At 60.2% G+C, this 22,365-nt stretch carries 24 protein-coding genes and 1 riboswitch; of the genes, 10 read left to right on the plus strand and 14 right to left on the minus strand.

What is annotated here, in order from left to right; all coding sequences use genetic code 11:
• Positions 1-300: 300 nt before the first annotated feature.
• Positions 301-1,983 (minus strand): fatty acid--CoA ligase, encoded by a 1,683-nt coding sequence (locus CKW29_RS22210; protein ID WP_095149127.1) that lies wholly within the window; start codon positions 1,981-1,983, stop codon positions 301-303.
• A gap of 143 nt (positions 1,984-2,126) precedes the next feature.
• Complete coding sequence (locus tag CKW29_RS22215; protein WP_095146688.1) at positions 2,127-2,756, minus strand: LysE family translocator; 630 nt, start codon at positions 2,754-2,756, stop codon at positions 2,127-2,129.
• A 93-nt stretch (positions 2,757-2,849) separates the two neighbouring features.
• On the opposite strand from CKW29_RS22215, the gene CKW29_RS22220 reads away from it, so the two are divergent.
• From CKW29_RS22220 to CKW29_RS22230, 3 genes are all read left to right on the plus strand, one after another.
• Positions 2,850-3,815 (plus strand): 2-hydroxyacid dehydrogenase, encoded by a 966-nt coding sequence (locus CKW29_RS22220; protein WP_095146689.1) that lies wholly within the window; start codon positions 2,850-2,852, stop codon positions 3,813-3,815.
• 33 nt (positions 3,816-3,848) lie between these two features.
• Complete coding sequence (locus CKW29_RS22225) at positions 3,849-4,847, plus strand: class I SAM-dependent methyltransferase (protein WP_095146690.1); 999 nt, start codon at positions 3,849-3,851, stop codon at positions 4,845-4,847.
• Positions 4,848-4,899: 52 nt separating this feature from the next.
• Positions 4,900-5,021, plus strand: a riboswitch (yybP-ykoY riboswitch).
• An 89-nt stretch (positions 5,022-5,110) separates the two neighbouring features.
• Positions 5,111-5,683: a TMEM165/GDT1 family protein gene (locus tag CKW29_RS22230; RefSeq protein WP_095146691.1), complete on the plus strand. Its 573-nt coding sequence runs from the start codon at positions 5,111-5,113 to the stop codon at positions 5,681-5,683.
• Positions 5,684-5,739: 56 nt separating this feature from the next.
• Here the strand turns inward: CKW29_RS22230 and CKW29_RS22235 are convergent, their stop codons facing one another.
• On the minus strand, positions 5,740-6,555 hold the full coding sequence (locus CKW29_RS22235) for a M48 family metallopeptidase (RefSeq protein ID WP_095146692.1): 816 nt from the start codon (positions 6,553-6,555) through the stop codon (positions 5,740-5,742).
• Positions 6,556-6,830: 275 nt separating this feature from the next.
• On the opposite strand from CKW29_RS22235, the gene CKW29_RS22240 reads away from it, so the two are divergent.
• Entirely contained in the window at positions 6,831-8,972 is a 2,142-nt protein-coding gene (locus CKW29_RS22240) for a methyl-accepting chemotaxis protein (RefSeq protein WP_095146693.1), read from the plus strand.
• Positions 8,973-9,057: 85 nt separating this feature from the next.
• On the opposite strand, the gene CKW29_RS22245 is transcribed toward CKW29_RS22240, so the two are convergent.
• From CKW29_RS22245 to CKW29_RS22255, 3 genes are read right to left on the minus strand one after another with little or no spacing between them, the layout of a single operon-like run.
• The gene (locus tag CKW29_RS22245) at positions 9,058-9,678 is read right to left on the minus strand and encodes an SOS response-associated peptidase (RefSeq protein WP_095146694.1); all 621 of its coding nucleotides are present in this window, start codon (positions 9,676-9,678) and stop codon (positions 9,058-9,060) included.
• A 35-nt stretch (positions 9,679-9,713) separates the two neighbouring features.
• Positions 9,714-9,974, minus strand: a complete 261-nt coding sequence (locus CKW29_RS22250; RefSeq protein WP_095146695.1) for a putative signal transducing protein — start codon at positions 9,972-9,974, stop codon at positions 9,714-9,716.
• 12 nt (positions 9,975-9,986) lie between these two features.
• Entirely contained in the window at positions 9,987-10,169 is a 183-nt protein-coding gene (locus tag CKW29_RS22255) for a CPXCG motif-containing cysteine-rich protein (RefSeq protein ID WP_052967976.1), read from the minus strand.
• 140 nt (positions 10,170-10,309) lie between these two features.
• Here CKW29_RS22255 and CKW29_RS22260 point away from each other — a divergent pair, with 140 nt between their 5' ends.
• Positions 10,310-11,476 carry a 1-acyl-sn-glycerol-3-phosphate acyltransferase gene (locus tag CKW29_RS22260; protein ID WP_095146696.1) on the plus strand — a complete coding sequence of 389 codons (1,167 nt, stop codon included), beginning with the start codon at positions 10,310-10,312 and terminating at the stop codon, positions 11,474-11,476.
• Between the two features lie 75 nt (positions 11,477-11,551).
• On the opposite strand, the gene CKW29_RS22265 is transcribed toward CKW29_RS22260, so the two are convergent.
• Positions 11,552-11,839, minus strand: a complete 288-nt coding sequence (locus CKW29_RS22265; RefSeq protein WP_095146697.1) for a hypothetical protein — start codon at positions 11,837-11,839, stop codon at positions 11,552-11,554.
• A gap of 194 nt (positions 11,840-12,033) precedes the next feature.
• Here CKW29_RS22265 and CKW29_RS22270 point away from each other — a divergent pair, with 194 nt between their 5' ends.
• The gene (locus CKW29_RS22270) at positions 12,034-12,240 is read left to right on the plus strand and encodes a hypothetical protein (RefSeq protein WP_095146698.1); all 207 of its coding nucleotides are present in this window, start codon (positions 12,034-12,036) and stop codon (positions 12,238-12,240) included.
• Between the two features lie 592 nt (positions 12,241-12,832).
• On the opposite strand, the gene CKW29_RS22275 is transcribed toward CKW29_RS22270, so the two are convergent.
• On the minus strand, positions 12,833-13,417 hold the full coding sequence (locus tag CKW29_RS22275) for a YajG family lipoprotein (RefSeq protein WP_095079739.1): 585 nt from the start codon (positions 13,415-13,417) through the stop codon (positions 12,833-12,835).
• Positions 13,418-13,599: 182 nt separating this feature from the next.
• On the opposite strand from CKW29_RS22275, the gene CKW29_RS22280 reads away from it, so the two are divergent.
• Together CKW29_RS22280 and mqo are read left to right on the plus strand one after the other, a co-directional pair.
• Positions 13,600-13,833, plus strand: coding sequence for a hypothetical protein (locus CKW29_RS22280; protein WP_095146699.1), 234 nt, complete (start codon positions 13,600-13,602; stop codon positions 13,831-13,833).
• Positions 13,834-14,575: 742 nt separating this feature from the next.
• Complete coding sequence (mqo, locus tag CKW29_RS22285; protein ID WP_095146700.1) at positions 14,576-16,084, plus strand: malate dehydrogenase (quinone); 1,509 nt, start codon at positions 14,576-14,578, stop codon at positions 16,082-16,084.
• 67 nt (positions 16,085-16,151) lie between these two features.
• Here the strand turns inward: mqo and CKW29_RS22290 are convergent, their stop codons facing one another.
• The 4 genes from CKW29_RS22290 to CKW29_RS22305 form a co-directional block, all read right to left on the minus strand.
• Positions 16,152-16,439, minus strand: coding sequence for a PA4642 family protein (locus tag CKW29_RS22290; RefSeq protein ID WP_095146701.1), 288 nt, complete (start codon positions 16,437-16,439; stop codon positions 16,152-16,154).
• A 77-nt stretch (positions 16,440-16,516) separates the two neighbouring features.
• Complete coding sequence (locus CKW29_RS22295; protein WP_095149128.1) at positions 16,517-17,002, minus strand: hypothetical protein; 486 nt, start codon at positions 17,000-17,002, stop codon at positions 16,517-16,519.
• Between the two features lie 49 nt (positions 17,003-17,051).
• Entirely contained in the window at positions 17,052-17,525 is a 474-nt protein-coding gene (locus tag CKW29_RS22300) for a WbuC family cupin fold metalloprotein (protein ID WP_095146703.1), read from the minus strand.
• Positions 17,526-17,527: 2 nt separating this feature from the next.
• Positions 17,528-18,085 carry a hypoxanthine-guanine phosphoribosyltransferase gene (locus tag CKW29_RS22305; RefSeq protein WP_095080052.1) on the minus strand — a complete coding sequence of 186 codons (558 nt, stop codon included), beginning with the start codon at positions 18,083-18,085 and terminating at the stop codon, positions 17,528-17,530.
• A gap of 165 nt (positions 18,086-18,250) precedes the next feature.
• On the opposite strand from CKW29_RS22305, the gene upp reads away from it, so the two are divergent.
• A complete protein-coding gene (gene upp / locus CKW29_RS22310) occupies positions 18,251-18,889 on the plus strand; it encodes a uracil phosphoribosyltransferase (protein ID WP_095079728.1) in 639 nt (212 codons plus the stop codon).
• Positions 18,890-18,891: 2 nt separating this feature from the next.
• Positions 18,892-20,166 (plus strand): uracil-xanthine permease family protein, encoded by a 1,275-nt coding sequence (locus CKW29_RS22315; protein ID WP_095146704.1) that lies wholly within the window; start codon positions 18,892-18,894, stop codon positions 20,164-20,166.
• A 77-nt stretch (positions 20,167-20,243) separates the two neighbouring features.
• On the opposite strand, the gene hemH is transcribed toward CKW29_RS22315, so the two are convergent.
• On the minus strand, positions 20,244-21,266 hold the full coding sequence (hemH, locus tag CKW29_RS22320) for a ferrochelatase (protein WP_095146705.1): 1,023 nt from the start codon (positions 21,264-21,266) through the stop codon (positions 20,244-20,246).
• A gap of 13 nt (positions 21,267-21,279) precedes the next feature.
• Positions 21,280-22,182, minus strand: coding sequence for a TIGR01777 family oxidoreductase (locus tag CKW29_RS22325; RefSeq protein WP_095149129.1), 903 nt, complete (start codon positions 22,180-22,182; stop codon positions 21,280-21,282).
• Between the last annotated feature and the right edge of the window lie 183 nt (positions 22,183-22,365).

Genomic DNA, 22,365 nt, shown 5'->3' on the forward strand with positions numbered 1-22,365 from the left:
AGCACTTTTAAAAACGCTCTGAAGGACAGTGAGCCATGCGCTCGCCAAATCGTTCAAAGTTGCATCGCCCCTGTTCGTGCGTGTGCCCCGTTCTTAAAAATCCTTGAACGGACTATATCCAGCAGGCTGTACTGCATGATCCCTCTAAAGTGTGATTTGCAGCCCCCGACCACTCTGGAACAGTCCTTCTGCCAGTCCGGCAGATGCCGGCACGGCAAGGATGGCTGAAAATATGGATTTGACAAGCCAAGCGCTTGCTTGGTGGGCCTGCCGCGCCCTTTCGGGCACGGCAAGGGGGGCTTAAAGCGTCGAGAGGAAGGTGCTGTTATTGGCCTGCCATTCGGTGATGTCGACCCGAATGCGTTTTTTGTCCAGCTTGCCGACACTGGTCTTGGGAATTTCAGTAACAAGGGCAATCTGACTCGGGATGGCCCACTTGCTCAGGTGTCCCTGCTCGACGAACGGTTTGAGGTGTTCCTTGAGTTCCTTGGCCCCGAGTATGTGGCCTTCACGAAGCACCAGCAGGGCAAACGGACGCTCACCCCATTGCGGGTCCGCAATACCGACCACTGCTACTTCACGTACCGCTGCATGACGGCTGATCAGGTCTTCCAGGTCCAGGGAAGAAACCCACTCGCCGCCGGTCTTGATGACGTCCTTGATCCGGTCACGGATGTCGATTATCCCCATGCTGTCCAGGGTCGCCACGTCGCCGGTGTGCAACCAGCCCCCGGCCCACAGTTCTGACCCCTTCTGCGGCTCTTTGAAGTAACCTTCGGTGAGCCACGGTGCACGCAACACCAACTCGCCCTGGGACTCACCGTCCGCCGGCAGGAAGTTACCGTCGGCATCGACGATAGCCGCTTCCACCAGGGGCCCCGGCACCCCGGCCTTGATCCGGTAGGTGGTGCGCTCGTCTTCGGTACCGGCCATCAACTCATCGTTAAGGTGCGCACAGGACACCAGCGGACCGGTTTCCGACATGCCATAGGCCGCCGTCAATTGAATGCCCTTGGCCTTGGCCGCCTCGTACAGCGCACGATTGAGCGCGCTGCCGCCGATGACGATTTTCCAGCCACCGAAGTCCGTGCCTTGCGCCGCCTTGGCGTTGAGCAGCATTTGCAGGATGGTCGGCACGCAATGGGAGAAGCTGACTTTTTCCTTGCGCCACAACTCCACCAGGTATTCCGGGTCGTAACGGCCGGGGTAGACCTGCTTGAGGCCCAGCATGGTGGCCACATACGGCAGCCCCCAGGCATGCACGTGGAACATCGGGGTAATCGGCATGTACACGTCGCTGGTGCCCAGCAAGCGGACGCTGTCGATGCTGCCCATGATCGTCGAAACACCCATGGTGTGCAGCACCAGTTGCCGATGGGTAAAGTACACCCCCTTGGGATTGCCGGTGGTGCCGGTGGTATAGAAGGTCGTTGCCACCGAGTTCTCGTCGAAATCCTCGAAGGTATACTCCGGGCTCGCGGCAGCCAGCAATTGTTCGTACTCGCCCATCAGGTTCGGCAGGTCGGCGGTTTTTTCCGGCAGGTCGGTCAGTAGCAGGGTCTGCTCGACCGTGGTCAGGTGCCCGGCGATGGCCTGGTACAGCCCGACGAACTCGCTGTTGACCAGCACGAAGCGGTCCTCGGCGTGGTTCATGGTGTAGAGGATCTGCTCGGGTGAAAGACGTACGTTGATGGTGTGAATCACCGCACCGATCATCGGGATGGCAAACATGCATTCCAGGTAGCGATGGCTGTCCCAGTCCATCACCGCCACGGTATCGCCGGCCTTGACCCCAGCGGCCGTAAGCACGTTGGCCAGCCGCGCGACACGCTCGATCAGGGTCGGATAGCTGTAGCGCAACTGGTCGCGGTAGACAATCTCGCGGGTTTTCTCGTAACGGCTGCCGGACATCAGCAATCGCTTGATCAACAGCGGGTATTGATAAGCACCTTCAGCTGGTGGAATAACGCGAGTCTGCAACATAAGCATCCCTTTATCTGACTGCACGGTCGTGGCGTAAAGTAGGCACTTTAATCAGCCTGGACGCGCGCCAAATCAGCCAAAGGAATGATTTGCAGAGCGGCGCAAATACTGGCTTTGCGCCAGCATTCGCATCGACAATCTGATCAATGCATCTCGGTAAGGGCCAGTTTTACGCCGATTGCGATCAGTACTGCGCCCATCATGCGATCAAACCAGTGCCCCATGCGGGCGAAACCGGCGCGCACACGCTGCTGGCTGAACAACATCGCCACCAGGCAAAACCAGATCGCGGTGGCGACGGCCAGGTAGATCCCGTAGCCGGCCTGCACCGCCAGCGGTGTGTGCGGGTTGATCACCACGGTGAACAGCGACAGGAAGAACAGCGTGGCCTTGGGGTTCAGGCCATTGGTCACGAAGCCCGAGGTGAACGCGCCACGGGCCGTGCGTTCGCCGGCTTCCTTGTGCAGGTTTTCGGTCGAAGGCTTCGCCGGTTGCGCGCGCAAGGCCTTGAAACCGATGTACAGCAGGTAGGCAGCCGCCAGCCACTTGAGCGCGTTGAACAGCACGATCGACTGCGAAACGATCAGGCCGATACCCAGCAACGAGTAACCCACATGCAGGAAAATCGCGCTGCCGACACCCAGCGCCGTCCACGTCCCGGCGCGACGACCGTGGGTCACCGCCTCACGCACCACCACGGCAAAGTCCGGGCCCGGGCTCGCGACGGCCAGCAGGTGAATCAGGGCAACGGTCAAAAACTCTGTCCAGTACATGGTGGGGCTCCTTTAGGCCAAGCGTAACTAGTTATTTCATCTGGTAGGCTCGGCAGATTACGCCTTCAGACTCATGCGCAAAAGGTACAGTTAATGACGAACAATCGCCGCGCCGTTTTCCTCGACCACAGCTCGCTTGACCTGGGTGACCTTGACCTCAGTGGCTTGCAACAGTGCTTCGATGACTTGCAACTGCAATCGCTGACCACCCCTGATAACGTCGTTGAACGGCTGCAAGGCGCCAGCGTGGCCATCAGCAACAAAGTCCCGCTCAACGCCACCACCCTCAAGGCCTGCCCGAACCTGAAGCTGATACTGATCGCCGCCACCGGCACCAACAACGTGGATCTGGTCGCCGCCCGTGCCCAAGGCATTACCGTGAGCAACTGCCAGGGCTACGGCACGCCATCGGTGGCGCAGCACACCCTCATGTTGCTGCTCAACCTCGCCACCCGCCTGGGCGACTATCAGAAAGCCGTCGGTGCAGGTCGCTGGCAGCAAGCCAGCCAGTTCTGCCTGCTGGATTACCCGATCGTCGAACTGCAAGGCAAGACCCTCGGCCTGCTCGGCCATGGCGAACTGGGTGGCGCGGTTGCCCGGCTGGCCGAAGCCTTTGGCATGCGGGTCATCACGGGCCAGATTCCCGGACGCCCGGCGCGCGCCGACCGTGTACCGCTGGATGAACTGCTCGCGCAGGTCGACGCCCTGACCTTGCATTGCCCGCTCAACGAACACACTCGTCACTTCATCGGAGCGCGCGAGTTGGCGCTGCTCAAACCCGGCGCCTTCGTGGTCAACACCGCGCGCGGTGGCCTGATCGACGAACAGGCCCTGGCCGATGCCTTGCGCAGTGGTCATCTGGGTGGCGCGGCAACCGACGTGCTGAGCGTCGAACCGCCGACCGCAGGCAACCCCCTGCTGGCCAACGATATTCCCCGCTTGATCGTGACCCCGCACAACGCCTGGGGCAGCCGCGAGGCTCGGCAACGGATCGTCGGCCAATTGAGCGAGAACGCCCAAGGTTTTTTCAGCGGTACAGCGCTGCGGGTCGTCAGTTGATAAACTGCCGCACTTTTTTTCAAGGAGCAGGTTATGGATCCGCGCAGTGAAGTACTGCTTCGTCAGGCCGAATTGTTTCAAGGTCAATTGCTACTGGCCGGTTTGCCCGCCGATGACTTGCTCGGCAAGTTACCCAAGGCCCACGGCTGGTGCTGGCATGCCGGCGATCAGGCGGCGCTGGATGCGCGCTTTGCCGAGCGCAGCCATTTTGGCGTGAATGCCCCGAGCCGCGAATTTGAAACGGCCGTGGTGTTCCTGCCCAAATCCAAGGACCTGACCGATTACATCCTCAACGCCCTCGCCTCGCGCCTGGCCGGTCGCGAACTGTACCTGGTAGGTGAAAAGCGCAGCGGCATCGAGGGCGCCGCCAAGCAGCTGAACCCTTTTGGCAAACCGCGCAAGCTCGACAGCGCGCGGCATTGCCAGCTCTGGCAAGTGACCGTGGCCAACGCACCGCAGGCCAAATCACTGGAGAGCCTGGCGCAAACCTATGAGCTGCCATTGGCCGAAGGCCCGCTGAAAGTCATCAGCCTGCCGGGCGTGTTTAGCCATGGTCGCCTGGATCGCGGTAGCGCCCTGCTGCTTGAACACCTGGACAAACTGCCCAGCGGTCACTTGCTGGACTTCGGTTGCGGTGCTGGCGTTCTGGGGGCCGCGGTGAAGCGTCGTTACCCGCACAACACCGTCACCCTGCTGGACGTCGATGCGTTCGCCGCTGCCAGCAGCCGCCTGACACTGGCCGCTAACGGCCTGGAAGCCGAGGTGTTGACCGGAGATGGCATCGACGCCGCGCCCATGGGTTTGAGCGCGATCCTGAGTAATCCACCGTTCCATGTCGGGGTTCATACCGATTACTTCGCCACGGAAAACCTGCTGCGAAAAGCGGCCAAACATCTGAAAAATGGTGGGGAACTTCGCCTGGTAGCCAATAGTTTCCTGAAGTACCAGCCGCTGATCGAAGAGCATCTGGGCGCCTGTTCGATCAAGGCCGAAGGACAGGGTTTCCGTATCTACCGAGCCAAGCGCGGTTGAATACCCTGTTGAAAAAGAACGCTTGCCGAATGGATTTTGCCTAGGCAGAATCCGCTCCGTCCTAGGGGAGTAGTCTCCCACGAGCGCCATGCTCGTCCGGCATACGTCAACATACTTGATCCTCAGATCATGGCGTATGCGACCCAAGCGTCCGCACAGACGGACCGCAGGGTTTGACAAGACCTATGACACGCACACCTTACCCGGGGCGGGAAGGCTGTACGTGTCATAGCCGTGTCGACCCGCCCCTTAGGAATGCCCTGATGCTGGATTCTCTACTCGTTCCCACCGCAGTCGTTGCCTTGGCCGAAATCGGCGACAAGACGCAACTGCTCGCTCTCATTCTCGCCGCCCGCTTTCGCAAACCCTGGCCGATCATCGCCGGTATCGTCGCTGCGACCCTGGCCAACCATGCCGCCGCCGGTGCCGTCGGCGCCTGGTTCGGCAGCTTCTTTTCGGATTCGGTGCTGCACTGGATCCTTGCCGCCAGCTTTGCCGCCACCGCGCTGTGGACCCTGGTGCCGGACAAGATGGATGACGACGAAGCCAGCACGGCCCGCAAGTTCGGACCCTTCCTCACCACGCTGATTGCCTTCTTCCTGGCGGAAATCGGTGACAAGACCCAGATCGCCACCGTAATGCTCGCAGCGCAATACCCTGAGCTGTGGCTGGTGATTATCGGCACCACCCTCGGCATGCTGATCGCCAACGTGCCGGTGGTCCTGGCCGGTAACTTTGCCGCGGACAAACTGCCCCTGACCCTGATCCGGCGCCTGGCAGCGTCGGCGTTCTTCATCCTGGCTATTGTTGCGGTGTACAAAGCTCTGCAGCTTTAAGCGGCAAGCCATAAGCTGCAAGCAGAGCGACTCGGCTTCTACTTGCAGCTTGCCGCTTACCTCTTGCTGCTGTTGTAAAGCGGCATGACTTTCGGGATCGCCGCCTGCAGCGACTCGATCCGGCTGCTGGAAGCCGGGTGAGTGCTCATGAACTCAGGCGGCGAACCTCCGGAGACCTTGCTCATTTTGTTCCACAGGGTGATCGCTGCGTTCGGGTTGTAGCCGGCGCGCGCGGCCAGTTCCAGGCCGATCAGGTCGGCTTCGTTTTCGTTGGCGCGGCTGTTGGGCAAGGTCATGCCGTAGTTGGCCACGGTATCGGCCAGCGCCAGGGTATCCTGGCCCAGGCCGAGCAACACGCCAGCGCCCTGCTTGGCCATTTCAATGCCATAGGCCTTGGACATCGCTTCACGACCGTGCTCGCGCAGGGCGTGGGCGATTTCATGGCCCATGATCGCGGCAATTTCGTCGTCGGTGAGCTTGAGCTTGTCGATCAGCCCGGTGTAGAAAATGATCTTGCCGCCGGGGCCGCAATTGGCGTTGAGTTCGTCACTCTTGATCAGGTTGACTTCCCACTTCCAGTGCGCCGAATCCGGGCGAAAGTTCGGCGCCTGGGCGATCAGGCGCGTGGCGATGGCATCGACCCGCCTGGCATCGCTGCTGGTCTGGTCCAGCACGCCTTTTTTGCCCGCCTCGCCCACTGTCTTCTGGTAGGACTGGGCATACATCTGGTTGACCTCATCGGTCGACAGCATGCTGAACATCCACTGCGAGCGCTCCACACCCACGGCGCCACCGCTGGTGGTGTTGACCGACTGACAGCCAGCGATCAGCAAACTGGCACCCAGCGCACACAAAACCCAACTTTTACTCATGAAAGCTCTCCCTGAAAACATGGCGCGTATCGTAGGCGGTGCGCTGTATCTGCGCCAGATGCAACAGACGTGTAACACGCCATTTCCCGCCCGGCCCCATCCCCAAGTCTCAATCCCTTTATAAAACACCCCTCGGTCAATGGCATCAAGGCCCGACACCGGTCTCGATGCGACACATCCGGGCCAAAAACAGTCATTCATGAAATTTCCGCTCATGGACCGCCATCCCCCCGCCGATAAAGCTCGGCAGATGCCCTCCTGCGTCCGGAGCCTTTATGAAATTCAAGTCGATTCAGTTTTCCGTCGCCGCACTCGCCGGAGCCATCGTGCTCAGCGTGGTGGTTGCGCTGGTGTTGTACGCGCTGTTTGCCGGTGCACGCACTCAGGAAATGGTCCAGCAACGGACCCAGGCCCAGTTCGAACAAGTCATCGAGCAACGCCTGCGCGGCCTGGCACAGACCCAGGTCAGCCAGATCCAGCGCGAACTGGAAGCGCCGCTGCTGATCGCCGGTGGCCTGGTGCGGGTCAACACACTGATCGGCTCCCAGGATGCCGAGGGCAAGCCCGTGTTGAGTCTCAGCCGTGAGCAACTGGTCAGCCTGATCAAGGAGAACGTCGCGAAGAACCCGAAAATTCTCGGCGCCTACATCGGCTGGGAACCCAATGCGCTGGATCACAACGACACGGCCTACGTTGGCAGCAAGGACATCGGAGTCGACGCCACCACCGGACGCTTCCTGCCGTGGTGGTTCCGCAATGATGACGGCAGCCTGGGCCTGGATAAACTGGCGGACGTGAACGACCGCACCGTGCTATCCACCGGCGTGCGCGCCAGTGAGTACTACCTGTGCTCCCAGGAGAGTAAAAAATCCTGCGTGATCGACCCCGCGCCCTACAAGGTCGGCGACAAGATCGTCATGCTCGCCTCCTTCATCGAACCGATCATGCTCAACGGCACCTTTCAGGGCATTGTCGGCGCCGACCTGTCGGTGAACTTCATTCAGGACATGCTCCTGGCCGCCAACCAGAAGCTGTACAACGGTGCCGGTGAAATGGCCCTGATTGGCGGCAACCAGCGCCTGGTGGCCTACACCAAGGACCCAAGCAAGTTCGGCGAAAAAGTCAGCGACATATTGGACGCCAATCAGTTGGCCAACCTGGGCAACCTCAGTCGCGGCGAAGTGACCTACAACGTCGATAAAACCAACGGCAAGATCGAACTGTACCTACCGTTCGGCATCGGCCAGACCGACGCGCGCTGGACCCTGCTGCTGCAATTGCCGCTGAACGCCGTGATGGCCGACCTGCAACAACTGCAGGGCGACCTGAACAGCCAGCGCAAGGCCGACACGTTTGGCATGGCCATGGTCGGCCTGGGAATTGCCGGCCTGGGACTGCTGGTGATCTGGCTCGTAGGCCATGGCATCGCCCGACCGCTGAAGCAGATGGTGGCGATGCTCGATGACATCGCCCAGGGCGAAGGTGACCTGACCCGTCGCCTGACCAGCGACCGCGCCGACGAACTCGGCTCGATCGCCAAGGGCTTCAACACCTTCCTGGCAAAACTGCAGGCGATGATCACCCAGGTGGTGACCTCGGTGCAGAGCGTCAGCGACTCATCGGAGCACACCGCAGACATCGCCATTCGCACCAACCTGGGCGTGCACAAGCAAATGGCCGAAATCGATCAGGTGGCCACTGCCGTGCAGGAAATGACCGCGACCGCCCAGGACGTGGCACGCAATGCAACCCAGGCCGCGCAGGCCGCCAGCCACGCCGATCAGGCGGCCACCCAGGGCATGCAGATCGTGCGCGACACCTCGATCTCGATTGGCGCCCTGGCGGTGGAAATCGGCAATGCCGTCGGCGTGGTGCAAACCCTGGCCAAGGACAGCGAAAACATCAATGCGATCCTGACCGCCATTCGCGGGATTGCCGAGCAGACCAACCTGCTGGCCCTGAACGCCGCCATTGAAGCGGCGCGGGCCGGCGAGCAGGGCCGCGGCTTTGCAGTAGTAGCCGATGAAGTGCGCAACCTGGCGCAGAAAACCCAGCAGGCCACCGAAGAAATCCAGTCGATGATTCAACAGTTGCAACAAGGCACGCGCGACGTGGTGCGGGTGATGGAGGACAGCCAGAACAGGACCGACGAAAGCGTACAACACGCCGCCAGGGCGGCGCAGGCGCTGGAGACCATTACCCGGGCCGTGTCCGTGATCAACGACATGAACACCCAGATCGCCAGCGCCGCCGAAGAGCAAAGCGCAGTGGCCGACGACATCAACCGCAACGTGATCAATATCGGTCAGGTGGCCAATGAAGTGGCCGGCGGCGCGGATGAGTCGAGTGCGGCCAGTGCGGACCTGACCAAGCTGGCCGAGCAGCAGCGACGGTTGATCAATCAGTTCAGAGTTTAACTGAAGGTCCATGGGTGCGACGCAGAGCGTCACGGGATGCATTCCCACACGGAACGTGGGAATGATCGGCCAGATTGCGAAAAACTCAACCCGGGGTCAGGCACTCCGGTGCATTGAGCTTCGGATCATTCACCAGGTTCGCCAGCACCCGCTCGCGCAAGGCGGCAGGCTCGCTGGCGAGCAGCGCCTGCAGGGCGTGCAGCGGGGTTTCGGGGTTGAGCCAGGCTTCCTGCCCTGCCGCATCGAGAATCAACGGCCGGCGTTGGCTGGCGGCGGCCTGAGTCACCACCGCCGTACTCAACCAGACCTGCTCCTGCACCGGATACGCTTCCCAGATCGCGGCAAAAAACAATGCCGAACCTTCTCCTGGCGTCAGCCAGTACGGGCGCTTGCGGGTGGTACCGCGCCATTCGTAGAAGCCGTTGGCCGGTAACAGGCAACGGCGCAGGCGCAAGGCCTCGCGAAACATCGGCTGCTCGGCGACGGTTTCCGCCCGGGCATGGGCCGGCGTCTTCGACAAATCGGTCAGCCACGCCGGCGTCAACCCCCAGCGGGCACGCGCAAGGGTACGCTGGCCCGCCTCGGCGCGCAGGATCAGCACCGAATCATTGGGCGAAATATTCCACTGCGCCTGCTGATCGGCCGGAAAACCGGGCAAGGCCGCAAACGCGGGGTTCCAACGAAACAGGGCAAAACGTCCACACATGGGGCAACACGACTCTTGATCAAACGAACACCAGCCTAACAGACCAGCACGCCGGGAAAGCTATCCGGTTCGTCACCGGGCAGCGGCAGAGCGGCATTGTAGGCCGCAATCAGCTCTCGGGCGTACTGGGCCTGGTCATTGTCCACCGCCAGGCCCAGCAGCCCAGACGCCGGCAACTCACCCGTGCCACCGAGCAAATCGCGCCCCACCAGATGCGCTTCCACGCCTTCGCTGGCCAGCATGCCTTGCAGCAACTCACCTTCCATCAGGTTTTCCGGTTCGTAGATGCGCTGCATAAAAGCCACCCCTCACTCGTTTTCGCTGTGAACTTCGAGCAACCACTCATGACCGTCGGTCTGCAGAACAAAGGTGATGGGGCGACAGCACACTGGACAGTCCTCGATATACGTCTGGTCACCGCCAGATAAATCCAGAACAGCCTCCACTTCTTCACCACAGTAAGGGCATTCATAGCGCTCGGTTTCCAGCATCGCGGTCTCCCAAGTGACTTGTGCGTATAATCGCCGGTCTATTTGCAGGGCTATTTTTGTTTGAGCTGCTTTTTCAGACCGTACCCTGTGTGGATTCGATCCGATCCATTACTTACCCTAGCCGTTTCTAACAAGAGAGCATGATGGGCGAATTCGATGCCATCCGACCTTACGACGACAGCGAAGTCCCGGCAGTGCTGGCACGGCTGCTGAGCGACAAGGCGTTTCTAGATATCCTCACCCACTTTCGCTTCCCGCGCTTTGCCGGCGCCCTGGGCTGGATGCTCAAACCACTTATAGCTCATCGGCTGCGCCGAGAGTTTGCCGGTGTCACCTCGGTTGCAACGCTGCAGGACAAGGTCGAGTTCTATGTCGACCACACCATCGAGCGCGCAACCGACGGTGTGACCTACACCGGCGTCGAGCAATTCAAGTCCGGCAGCGCCTATCTGTTCCTGGCCAACCATCGCGACATCGTGATGGACCCGGCGTTCGTCAACTACGCGATCTACCACGCCGGCCTGCCCACGCCACGCATCGCCATTGGCGACAACCTGCTGCAAAAGCCCTTCGTCAGCGACCTGATGCGCCTGAACAAGAGCTTTATCGTACACCGCTCCATTACCGGCCGGCGCGAGAAGATGGCGGCGTATCAGTTGCTGTCGGCGTACATCAACCATTCGATCCGCAACGATTGCGCCTCGATCTGGATCGCCCAGGCCGAAGGCCGCGCCAAGGACGGAGACGATCGCACCGAGTCGGCGATCCTCAAGATGTTTCACATGAGCCGCAAGGACGAGCCGTTCGGCGAGGTCATCCAGTCGCTGAACCTGACCCCGGTGTCGATCAGCTACGAGTACGACCCGTGCGACCAGGCCAAGGCCCGCGAGCTGTACATCCGCGCCACCACCGGCAGTTACACCAAAGCACCGGGCGAGGACGATGTGAGCATCGCCAAGGGCATTACCGGCTACAAGGGCCGGGTCCACGTCAACTTTGCAGCGCCCATCACCGAGCTGTTCGACGACACCAAGCAACTGGCGGTCGAGATGGACAAGCAGATCCTCGGCGGTTACCGGTTGTTCCCGGTGCACTACCTGGCGTACGCCCAGTGGAACGACGCCGACCCACAATTGCAGGTGCCGAAGGCTGCCGAACTGTTCCCGGCCGAAGAACTGGCCAAGGCCGGGCAAGAATGGCAAAACCGCCTCGACGCCTGCCCCGAGGAACACCGCCCGTTCCTGGTGCTGCAATACGCGACACCGGTGCGCAATCAGTACCGGGTCAAGGCGGGTTTACCGCTGTAAGGCTTTGGCTTCAAACAAAAGCGGCGCCCCTCGGGGCGCCGTTTTTGTTTGCCCGGGACAGGCTCCCGGCCGCCGTCAGATCCGCGTACTGATCCACGACACCAGCAACGCCAGGCCCAGGCAGGCAAAGCCGAACGCGTAGAAAAAGCGGTTCATGCGCAGGGTTGCGATACTCGACAAGTGCACCTGCGTGTCGGCATCCGCACGCCCGGCCTGCGCGGCGAGACTGGCCCGGGCCTGCTGCTCGCGACGACGGGTCGCGTGCAACAACCAGCCACCGGGGCAGGCCACCAGCAGCGCGAAGATATTGATCAGTTTGGCGGGGTGAGCGGTAAACAACGACCAGATCATTTGCAACGACATCGTGAACCTCATGCGAAACGGGGCATACGGGACATCGAAACAACACCCGCGGCGCGGATTCTACCCAAAGCCCTGCTCCCTGCCCTCGCTTTCCGACAAAAAACCGGCCATTCGACCGACTCATGCCCTGCGTCACGTCTTCGTCATCTAAACACGCCAAGCTGTCGCCCCTCGAAACCGACACGGAGCTTGTCATGCTGCACGCCGAAAACCAGGATCGCCTTTACCTCATTACCCCGACCGACGAACAACAAACCCTCGTCGGCAGCCTGGCCTTCAACGTTCAAGACCGCCACTGGCTCGTCTACTGTGCCCTGGGCGGACACCAGCACCCCGACCTGCCGGAAACCGACCTGCTGACCGGCGTCAGCGTACTGGACTTCTACTCGCAAGCCGCGTGAAGACAGTTGCTGACGCATCTGGGTGAATACAGGGTGTGCCTGATCAGCAATCAGGCCGCCTTCACGTACAAGCGCAATACCGCTACCCCGCCAAAAAAAACAAACCAACGTACACCCGCCCCACCACTCAACAGGCCGAGCGTTAGCTCGCCTGCCGCTCTTGATCTTGCTCTGGCTCTTGATCCACCCGCCCCTTCGGCAGGCCGAGCGCAGGCGTTCATCAGGGGAGTGGCGCGCAGCGCCCCTCGACACAGTCGAGGACATCGCATGGAGGTCGAGCGAAGCCGACCGGAGGGCGATGCCCCCTGAGGAATGCCGGAGTCGAGGGAACCCCGAGCCTTGGCGAGGGGCAGGACGCTCGGGGCGAAGCGTTTTTTTGCTTACTTTTTTTAGGCGCTTGTAAAAAAAGTGAGTCGCCGTCAGGCGAAACCATAAGTCGCCATGACCGCAGCAACGGATATGTACACCGCACCTGCAAGAGAATGTTTGGCTGCCAAGCCGCCTTCGCGGGCAAGCCCACAGATCATTCAACAGAAACAAAAAAACCCGGCTCATCACTGAAACCGGGCTTCTTCAGACACACCGCAAACCGTTACTCGCCCAGGACCTGACCCACCGTCGGATCCTTGAACAAACGAGTCAACGCATCACTCAAGACATCACCGACCAGCTTGGTGTTGGTCTCCTGATTCGGCGCCATACCAAAACGCTGATCCAGCGACGCACCGTAACGACCGCTATAGCGACGGTTGGCATTCTGCACATCAGAACGGAAAGTCGCACCGATGGTCGCCTCGGTCACATACATGCCTTCTTTAGGCGACTGATACTTCAGCTCGGCCAAGGTCACGGTCAACTGCGGCGCGTTGTAGGCATTGGCCGTCGGCGTGAAACCCAACAGACGCACAGCCGCTTCAGCCTGAGCCTGCAACTTCGGCAGGATCTGCGCGCTTTGCACCGTAATCGCGCTGGTTTCCGGGTACAGGCCGCCACGGGTGCCCAAGGTCGGCGACGGACGACCGTCAACCACCTTCACCACCACCGGCTGACCATGACCGACCGGCGCCAGTTGAGTCGTCAGTTTCGGCTCCGGGGCTAGTTGCTGCGGGCTGTGGGCGCAGCCAACCAGCGTCAAACTGGTCACAGTGATCAAACCGAACAACAGGCGTTGCAACATGCGCTTCTCTCCAGAATCAGGCACAAACAGAGCGGCAGTATAGCGGGGGCCACTCGCTTCAAACCAGCGACCCTGAACATAGGCTGAAGACTTGCGCAATGTTACGCCGAGCGAGCCCCTGGTAACCCGAGTGTCATGCCACACTGCTAACGTCAACGCTGTCACCGCTCGAGGGCATTGCCATGCAGTTTTTCTGGTCGCTGTTTGCTCCACACCGTAATTTCCGCAGCTTCGTCCGGCTCGACAGCAACGACTGCTGTCTGGCATTCAAGCACTGTCGTGTGCCGCCAATGGGTGACGGCTGGGTGGAAATCAACGAGATTCGCCCTCATTGGTTGCACCAATCCCTACCCGCCAGCGCCCGCGTGACCCCACGCATTGCTCGCGCACGGTTGCACCGCGTGTTGGCCACCTGACCGAACGGCTAATAAAAGTCATTAAACACGACCATTTCCCTGCGTTTCTTCGCTACAATCTCCCCCCGATTATAAGGACGTCTCCTGATCGGGCCTCGCAGCATCGCTAATACTCGCGTATTGGCTCCCCCGCACCGCCCACAGAGAGCCGCCCACACAGATCGAGTGAAGCTGGCGAGCTTGCTGTTTACCCTGCAAACCACCACTTTTCGCGCATCTGCCAGAGCTGTCATGACGCTCGGTCACTGAGCTGTTTGCCCGTTTTGCCTGCCATGTAACCCATGCTGGCAATCTATCCTCGGGCCCGGTGCCAGGCGCAGATAGCCCTTTTTTGAGGTTCACGTCTTCAAAAGAGCGTGAAAAAACGGGTTTTCACAACTTCACAAGAGTGTGGCGAGCAAATGAATAGTTTTGCGTCTGAACATGCACCATTAGCGTCTACAACAGCCCAATTACACAGGACCGAGCACTCCTCAAGAACCGGAGCCTGAAGCCTGTCCGCTACGGATTTGGTTGCACAAACAGACGTATCGACCATAAGTCGAATTGCCTCCCGCGCGCTGAAGTGAGTTCATAGGAACCCTGAAGCCGGTGGGTAGCGTCTGTCGAAGTTGCGAAAAATTGCGAAGATTCGGACATGGCGATCCTGGCCATGAGTGACCCGGGGCACAACAGAACATGCCCTGTAACTCCTGGCAGCTATGCCGACAATTTGGTGCTGCAGATTTTGGAGACGCGTTAAATGGCGCATAACGAAGCAGTCGACGTGGTACTGGTTGGGGCGGGCATCATGAGTGCCACCCTCGCCGTGCTGCTCAAAGAGCTCGACCCCGCGATCAAGCTGGAAGTCGTCGAGCTGATGGATTCCGGTGCCGCGGAGAGTTCCAACCCGTGGAACAACGCCGGCACCGGTCACGCCGGGCTGTGTGAGCTGAACTACACGCCACAGGCCGCTGACGGCAGCGTCGACATCAAGAAAGCCGTGCACATCAACACTCAGTTCGAGGTGTCGAAGCAATTCTGGTCGTACCTGACCAAAAAAGGCACCTTCGGCTCGTCGAAATCCTTTATCAGCCCGGTCCCGCACCTGAGCTTCGTGCAGGGTGACGCTGGCGTTTCGTTCCTCAAGGAACGGTTCAAGGTGCTGAGCAGGCACCACGCCTTCGCGGACATGGAATACACCGAAGACAAGGCAACAATGGCGCAGTGGATGCCATTGATGATGCCTGGTCGTCCGGCTGATGAAACCGTCGCCGCGACCCGTGTGATCAATGGTACCGACGTCAACTTCGGCGCCCTGACCAATCAGTTGCTCAAGCACCTGACCAGCGCACCCGATGCCCAGGTCAAGTACTGCAAGCGCGTGACCGGTCTCAAGCGTAACGCCAACGGCTGGACTGTCAGCATCAAGGACGTCAACAGCGGCAACACCCGTGATGTCGATGCAAAATTCGTCTTCCTCGGTGCCGGCGGTGCGGCCTTGCCGCTGTTGCAGGCCTCGGGCATCGAAGAAAGCAAAGGCTTCGGCGGCTTCCCGATCAGCGGCCAGTGGCTGCGTTGCGACAACCCGGAAGTGGTCAAGCACCACCAGGCCAAGGTCTACAGCCAGGCAGCCGTCGGTTCGCCGCCGATGTCGGTGCCGCACCTGGACACCCGCGTGGTTGATGGCAAGAAGTCCCTGCTGTTCGGACCTTATGCCGGCTTCACCACCAAGTTCCTCAAGCACGGTTCGTTCATGGACCTGCCGATGTCGGTACGCGCCGGCAACATCGGCCCGATGCTGGCGGTCGCGAAAAACAACATGGACCTGACCAAGTACCTGGTCAGCGAAGTGATGCAATCGATGGAACAACGCCTGGAATCGCTGCGTCGCTTCTACCCTGAAGCCAAGGCCGAAGACTGGCGCCTGGAAGTTGCAGGCCAGCGCGTGCAGATCATCAAGAAAGACCCGAAAAAGGGCGGCGTCCTGCAGTTCGGTACCGAACTGGTGGCGGCCAAGGACGGTTCGCTTGCGGCCTTGCTCGGCGCTTCGCCGGGTGCCTCGGTGACCGTTTCGATCATGCTTGAGCTGATCGAGAAATGCTTCCCGAACAAAGCCTCCGGTGAATGGGCGGCCAAGCTGGCAGAAATCTTCCCAGCCCGGGAAAAGGTTCTGGAAACCGACGCTGCGCTGTATCGCAAGATCAACACGCAGAACAATGTCGCACTGGAACTGGTAGAAGAAAGCAGCGAGACCCCAAGCTTCGCTTGATCCTCGCCCATGAAAAACGCCCCGTTCTCCTTGAGAGCGGGGCGTTTTTTTTGTCGCTTCGAAAACCTTAGCCGCGCGCTTTGCGGATCAGTTCGATGTAGTCCTCGGCGTTGCGCTGGTCCGAAATCAGGGCAATGAAGTCATTGCCGTGCTCATCCTTGCCATCTAGGTCATGACCAGCCTCGACAAAAAACACCAGAAACCGCTCGAAATCGTCGATACGCAGGCCGCGGTAGGCCTTGATCAGTTTGTGCAGGGACGGTGAAGTCGCGTCAGCCGGCTCGAAATCGAGGAACAATTTGATCTGCGCATCGCCGATCTCGTCACCAATCAACTGCTTCTTATCTTTACGCATTGCCGACTCCAGCTCGCAGACATTTCACGGGGCCAGCAGTTTACCCCTGCCCTGACCCAGGCCTCAACGACCAACCTTCAGCGCGAGCGCACGGCCCCGGTGTGCAGATCCGCCCAGACATGGCCATTACCATAGCTGAGGAACTGGCAATACACCGTCCCGCTGCGCAGCAAGTCGATCACCACCCGGTATTGGGCCATTGGGTAATACAGCGTGAGGGTCTTGGTCTGCTCGTCGTAAATCGGCTTTTTCAGGCTTTTGCTTTCGCCATCAAAATTCACCAACACCTGACTGATGCTCGCCCCTTTGTTCATGGCTTTGCCTTTGAGGCGAATCATCAGGGGTGAAGTAATCGGAATCGGTTGCTGGCTGGACTGACGCTGGCTGCCGACCACCACCGAATACTCGGTAACCTGCAACAATTGCTGCTGTTCGGGCGCCGCATCACGCAGGGTCAGGTCATCGGGAGGCAGAAACTGCCCGTGCATCAGCGCGGGGGCGGCCGCCAGCGGCAGGCTGACGCTCAATAACAGCGCAGCGCAACAGCGAATCAAAAGGCTCATGACAGGCTCCGAAGGGGGGCCCAGCACTGTAGCAGCGTGAAGCGCGCCGTCAATCGAACTGCGCGCGCATCCAGGCGTGATACTCGACGACGCCAGGCTCACCTTCGCGGGGAGCCCAATACGCGTGCTCGCCCTCACCTACCGGCCGGTAAGGCCCGGACTTGCATTCGAACATGACACTATCAGCCTCCAGCACCACTAGGCCATGGTAGACCCTGGCGGGAAGGTCCACACCCAACGTCTCGCCGCCCGCCTGCAGAATGCGTTTTGCAACGACTTCGCCATGCTCATCAAAGATCAGTACGCCGAGACGCCCCTTGAGCACCAACAGGGTTTCAGCCTTATCGTCGCTCAGGTGCCGGTGAGGCGGGATGTAAGTCGCTGGCTGCAAGCCAACGGCCATGCGATGGCACGGCTCTTCCATTTGATGGAAGTTGTGGTGCTGACGCCCGCGAGGACTGGCCGCGGCTTTCTCGGCCAAGTCAGCAAACAGTGTTTGATCGAGAAAGCTCGGCGTTGTCATGTTTACATTCCTTTAACGGCGTAGATCCCGTTGGCGTTGCGCCAGTAACCCTTGTAGTCCATGCCGTAACCGAAGATGTAACGGTCGATGCATGGCAAGCCGACGAAGTCCGCCTTGAGATCAGGACGCGCCTTGCGGTCGTGGTCCTTGTCGATCAGTACGGCGGTGTGGACCTTGCGGGCGCCGGCGTGCTTGCAGAAGTCGATGATCGCACCCAGGGTGTGACCTTCGTCGAGAATGTCATCGATGATCAGCACGTCACGGTCGATGAACGACACTTCCGGCTTGGCTTTCCAGAACAGGTCGCCGCCGCTGGTTTCGTTGCGATAGCGGGTCGCGTGCAGGTAGGAAGCTTCCAGCGGGAACTTCAGATGAGTCAGCAGCTTTCCGGAGAAAATCAGGCCGCCGTTCATGACACAGAACACCACCGGATTGCTGTCAGCCAGTTGTTCGTTGATGTGTGCACCGACGCGGGCGATGGCCGCCTCGACTTCAGCTTCGGTGTACAGGCAGTCAGCCTCTCGCATGATTTGACGGATATGCTCGAGATCAGCGGACATGGCGCTCTCCAAGGGGGTGGCGGATTCGGAAAAGCGGGCAAAGGTACGCATCCAGACGAGCCAGATCAAGCGTTTCTGGACTAACGTACTGTATGTCTATAGGACAACACCCTCGGATAGATTAATCTAGGCCGGTTTTTTTGCCCGCCGCCGGAGCCTTTCCCTATGCCCATCCGTGAGATCCGCCACCCGCTGATCCGACACAAACTTGGCCTTATGCGCCGCGCAGACATTAGCACGAAGAATTTCCGTGAGCTTGCTCAGGAAGTCGGTGCACTGCTGACCTACGAGGCTACCAAAGACCTGCCCCTTGAATCCTATGACATCGAGGGCTGGTGCGGCACCGTTTCGGTCGAAAAAATCGCCGGTAAGAAAATTACCGTCGTGCCGATCCTGCGCGCCGGCATCGGCATGCTCGAAGGTGTCCTGAGCCTGATCCCGGGCGCCAAAGTCAGCGCCGTGGGCGTGGCTCGCAACGAGGAAACCCTCGAAGCGCACACCTATCTGGAGAAGCTGGTTCCGGAGATCGACGAACGGTTGGCCATGATCATCGACCCGATGCTCGCCACTGGCGGCTCGATGGTCGCGACCATCGACCTGCTGAAAAAGGCCGGCTGCAAGGACATCTGTGCCATGGTCCTGGTGGCCGCCCCCGAAGGCATCGCCGTGGTAGAGAAGGCTCACCCGGACGTGACCATCTACACCGCCTCCATCGATCAGAAACTGAACGAACATGGCTACATCATTCCTGGGCTTGGCGATGCTGGCGACAAGATCTTCGGCACCAAGCAGAAGGACGCGTGAGCATGCAGGATGAGTTCAACGATCCGCTCTGGCGCCAGGTGTTGTCGGGTGCGCAGATGCTGTTCGTGGCGTTTGGCGCCCTGGTGTTGATGCCGCTGATTACCGGCCTCGACCCCAATGTCGCGCTGTTCACGGCGGGCCTGGGGACCATTTTGTTCCAGGTCGTGACCGGGCGTCAGGTCCCGGTGTTCCTGGCGTCGAGCTTTGCCTTCATCACTCCGATCATTCTCGCCAAGGGCCAGTTCGGCCTGGCAGCGACCATGGGCGGGGTCATGGCGGCCGGTTTCGTCTACACCTTCCTGGGCCTGGCCGTGAAGATCAAGGGCACCGGGTTCATCGACCGCTTGCTGCCGCCGGTAGTCATTGGCCCGGTGATCATCTCGATCGGCCTGGCCATGGCGCCGATTGCCGCGAACATGGCCATGGGCAAGGCCGGCGACGGTACCGAGCTAATTCCTTACCAGACGGCAATGATGATCTCCATGCCGGCGCTGCTGACCACCCTGATCGTGGCGGTGTTCGGCAAAGGTATCTTCCGCCTGGTGCCGATCATCTCCGGCGTGCTGGTCGGGTTTGGCATGGCGTTTTTCTTCGGTGTCGTCGATACCGCGAAGATCGCCGCCGCGCCCTGGTTCGCGCTGCCGCAATTCACCGCCCCCGAGTTCAACTGGCAGGCGATTCTGTTTATTGTCCCGGTGGCCCTGGCCCCGGCCATCGAACACATCGGTGGCGTGATCGCGGTCGGCAGTGTGACCGGTCGTGACTACCTGAAAAAGCCTGGCCTGCACCGCACACTGTTTGGTGACGGGATCGCCACCACCGCAGCCGGCCTGCTCGGCGGCCCGCCCAACACCACCTACGCCGAAGTCACGGGCGCGGTGATGCTGACCAAGAACTACAACCCGAAAATCATGACCTGGGCGGCGATCTTTGCCATGAGCCTGGCGTTCATCGGCAAGTTCGGCGCACTGCTGCAAAGCATTCCAGTGCCCGTCATGGGCGGGATTCTGTGCCTGTTGTTCGGTTCGATCGCGGCGGTGGGCATGAACACCATGATCCGCCACAAGATCGACCTGGGCGAAGCGCGTAACCTGGTGATTGTCTCGGTCACGCTGGTATTCGGGATTGGCGGTGTGCTGGTCGGTACCGGTACCGGTCCGGATGACTTCGGCCTCAAGGGCATCGCGTTGTGCGCCATTGTGGCGATTGCGTTGAACCTGATCCTGCCGGGGAATGATGGCTGGAAGAAAAAACTGCCGGATGAGCCGTTGTTGTAACCGGCGACTCAATCGTCTGTTGCGAGGGAGCTTACTCCCTCGCAACAACAAGCCTGCCGTCACTTCAATGTATGCGCCTACACAGCGATCGGCGCCCTTTCACACAATGTGTTCAACGCCTGCGCCCACTGCGGGTCATCGTTCAGGCACGGTACCAGCACCAACTCCTCGCCACCCGCCTCGCGGAACTGCTCCCGCCCACGATCACCGATTTCTTCCAGGGTTTCGATGCAGTCGGCGACAAACGCCGGGCACATCACCAGCACCTTCTTCACACCTTGTTTGGCCAACTGATCGAGACGGGCTTCAGTGTAGGGTTCGATCCATTTGGCGCGCCCCAACCGCGACTGGAATGACACTGACCATTTGCCGTCGGGCAACCCCATGCGCTCGGCCAGTGCAGCCGCCGTGCGCAGGCATTGACCGCGATAACAGGTGGCAACCACCTCGGCAGGCGCACCGGCACAGCAATCGCCGCCGCCTTCAAAGCGATGGCCCGGGTTGAGCTTCTTCAGGTGTCGCTCCGGCAACCCGTGAAAACTCAGCAGCAGGTGATCGTAGTCCTGCTCAAGGTACGGCCTGGCGCTGGCAGCCAAGGCGTCTAGGTATTCAGGCTGATCGTAGAACGGTTGAAGAATAGAGAACTGCACATCCAGCTTCTTCTCACGCACGACCCGCCTGGCTTCCTCGACGACGGTCGTCACGGTGCTGTCAGCAAACTGCGGGTACAGCGGTGCGAGCGTGACCTGCTTGATACCTTGCGCAGCGATGCGTGTGAGTACCGTCTCAATCGACGGCTCGCCATAACGCATCGCCAGCTCGACCGGCCCCTGGGTCCATTGCGCAGTCATTACCTGCTGCAAGCGACGACTGAGCACCACCAGGGGTGAGCCTTCTTCCCACCAGATCGAGGCGTAGGCGTGGGCCGACTGCTCGGGGCGCTTGATCAGAATCAGCGAAACCAGCAAGCGTCGAACCGGCCAGGGCAGGTCAATAACGTAGGGGTCCATCAGAAATTGATTGAGGTAGCTGCGCACGTCCGCGACTTGTGTGGAAGCGGGCGAGCCCAGGTTGACCAGGAGCAACGCGTGATCGGTCATGCAACGTCCTATTTCAAAGGCGGCTGGACAAGTCATCCAGAGCCGCACGCAAATCAGTGAACCGGAAAGTGAAACCCGCCGCCATCAAACGCGACGGTGTTGCCCGCTGGCCACCGAGTAACAACAGTGACAACTCGCCAAGACCGACCTTGAGCACAAGGGACGGCAACGGCATGAACGCCGGCCGGTGCAGTACACCGGCCAATGTCTTGGCAAACTCGCGATTGCGCACCGGTTTGGGCGCGCAGGCATTATAAGGACCACTGGCATCATTCTGATGCAGAAGAAAATCAATCAGGCCGATTTGATCCTCGATATGGATCCACGACATCCACTGCCGACCATTGCCAATCGGCCCGCCCAGCCCGGCCTTGAAGGGCAACAAGAGCCGCGACAAAAAGCCGCCCTCCGCCGACAGCACCAGGCCAGTACGCACCAGCACCACGCGAATGCCCAAGGCCTCGGCCCGCTGCGCGGTTTCTTCCCAGGCAATGCACAATTGGCTGGCGAAATCCTCGCTGACCGGGGGCGAGTCCTCGCTCAACTCACGTTCTCCACCATCGCCGTACCAGCCCACGGCCGATCCGGAAATCATCACCCGTGGTTTTTGTTCGCGACTGTCCAGCCATGCCAGCAGGGTTTCTGTCAGGCTGATCCGACTGCTCCAGAGCACTGCCTTGCGTCGATGGGTCCAGAGTCGGCTGGCAATGGGAGCCCCGGCCAGATTGATCACCGCGTCCACCGATGCGGGGCCAATGTCTTCCAGGCGGCCAATGCCACGCACCTTGGCACCGCATAAGGCAGGCACCTTTTCCGGCTTGCGGCTCCACACCGTCAGGCTGTGCCCCTGGCTCAACCAGAGTCGGCACAGCTGGCGTCCTATCAAACCAGTACCGCCGGTCAGCAATATGTGCATGACGTGTTCCTCGCGTGGCGTTTTACCCCGATCACTAGTCTATTTTTATAGGCAGGGATGTTTCGGATCGGGCGGCTCTGTGATTAACAATAGGCCAAGCTGCCAGAACGAGAACGCTGAAAGTTATACCAAAAAATAAAATTGTACAGGTTTGGCCCGAAGCGTAGCCTGTAGAGAAAGGTA

The organism is Pseudomonas sp. Irchel s3a18 (assembly GCF_900187535.1).
Lineage (GTDB): Bacteria > Pseudomonadota > Gammaproteobacteria > Pseudomonadales > Pseudomonadaceae > Aquipseudomonas.

Excerpts from the sequence above, each read along its gene's own strand:
- CKW29_RS22255 (WP_052967976.1), bottom strand. The coding sequence starts at position 10,169 with ATGCTGGAAACCGAGCGCTATGAATGCCCTTACTGTGGTGAAGAAGTG.
- CKW29_RS22230 (WP_095146691.1), top strand. The coding sequence starts at position 5,111 with ATGCTGGATTCTCTACTCGTTCCCACCGCAGTCGTTGCCTTGGCCGAA.
- CKW29_RS22300 (WP_095146703.1), bottom strand. The coding sequence starts at position 17,525 with ATGACAACGCCGAGCTTTCTCGATCAAACACTGTTTGCTGACTTGGCC.
- hemH (WP_095146705.1), bottom strand. The coding sequence starts at position 21,266 with ATGACCGATCACGCGTTGCTCCTGGTCAACCTGGGCTCGCCCGCTTCC.
- CKW29_RS22270 (WP_095146698.1), top strand. The coding sequence starts at position 12,034 with ATGCTGCACGCCGAAAACCAGGATCGCCTTTACCTCATTACCCCGACC.
- CKW29_RS22280 (WP_095146699.1), top strand. The coding sequence starts at position 13,600 with ATGCAGTTTTTCTGGTCGCTGTTTGCTCCACACCGTAATTTCCGCAGC.
- CKW29_RS22215 (WP_095146688.1), bottom strand. The coding sequence starts at position 2,756 with ATGTACTGGACAGAGTTTTTGACCGTTGCCCTGATTCACCTGCTGGCC.
- CKW29_RS22245 (WP_095146694.1), bottom strand. The coding sequence starts at position 9,678 with ATGTGTGGACGTTTTGCCCTGTTTCGTTGGAACCCCGCGTTTGCGGCC.
- CKW29_RS22265 (WP_095146697.1), bottom strand. The coding sequence starts at position 11,839 with ATGTCGTTGCAAATGATCTGGTCGTTGTTTACCGCTCACCCCGCCAAA.
- mqo (WP_095146700.1), top strand. The coding sequence starts at position 14,576 with ATGGCGCATAACGAAGCAGTCGACGTGGTACTGGTTGGGGCGGGCATC.
- CKW29_RS22235 (WP_095146692.1), bottom strand. The coding sequence starts at position 6,555 with ATGAGTAAAAGTTGGGTTTTGTGTGCGCTGGGTGCCAGTTTGCTGATC.
- CKW29_RS22295 (WP_095149128.1), bottom strand. The coding sequence starts at position 17,002 with ATGAGCCTTTTGATTCGCTGTTGCGCTGCGCTGTTATTGAGCGTCAGC.
- CKW29_RS22290 (WP_095146701.1), bottom strand. The coding sequence starts at position 16,439 with ATGCGTAAAGATAAGAAGCAGTTGATTGGTGACGAGATCGGCGATGCG.
- upp (WP_095079728.1), top strand. The coding sequence starts at position 18,251 with ATGCCCATCCGTGAGATCCGCCACCCGCTGATCCGACACAAACTTGGC.
- CKW29_RS22225 (WP_095146690.1), top strand. The coding sequence starts at position 3,849 with ATGGATCCGCGCAGTGAAGTACTGCTTCGTCAGGCCGAATTGTTTCAA.
- CKW29_RS22210 (WP_095149127.1), bottom strand. The coding sequence starts at position 1,983 with ATGTTGCAGACTCGCGTTATTCCACCAGCTGAAGGTGCTTATCAATAC.
- CKW29_RS22275 (WP_095079739.1), bottom strand. The coding sequence starts at position 13,417 with ATGTTGCAACGCCTGTTGTTCGGTTTGATCACTGTGACCAGTTTGACG.
- CKW29_RS22260 (WP_095146696.1), top strand. The coding sequence starts at position 10,310 with ATGATGGGCGAATTCGATGCCATCCGACCTTACGACGACAGCGAAGTC.
- CKW29_RS22315 (WP_095146704.1), top strand. The coding sequence starts at position 18,892 with ATGCAGGATGAGTTCAACGATCCGCTCTGGCGCCAGGTGTTGTCGGGT.
- CKW29_RS22220 (WP_095146689.1), top strand. The coding sequence starts at position 2,850 with ATGACGAACAATCGCCGCGCCGTTTTCCTCGACCACAGCTCGCTTGAC.
- CKW29_RS22240 (WP_095146693.1), top strand. The coding sequence starts at position 6,831 with ATGAAATTCAAGTCGATTCAGTTTTCCGTCGCCGCACTCGCCGGAGCC.
- CKW29_RS22325 (WP_095149129.1), bottom strand. The coding sequence starts at position 22,182 with ATGCACATATTGCTGACCGGCGGTACTGGTTTGATAGGACGCCAGCTG.
- CKW29_RS22305 (WP_095080052.1), bottom strand. The coding sequence starts at position 18,085 with ATGTCCGCTGATCTCGAGCATATCCGTCAAATCATGCGAGAGGCTGAC.
- CKW29_RS22250 (WP_095146695.1), bottom strand. The coding sequence starts at position 9,974 with ATGCAGCGCATCTACGAACCGGAAAACCTGATGGAAGGTGAGTTGCTG.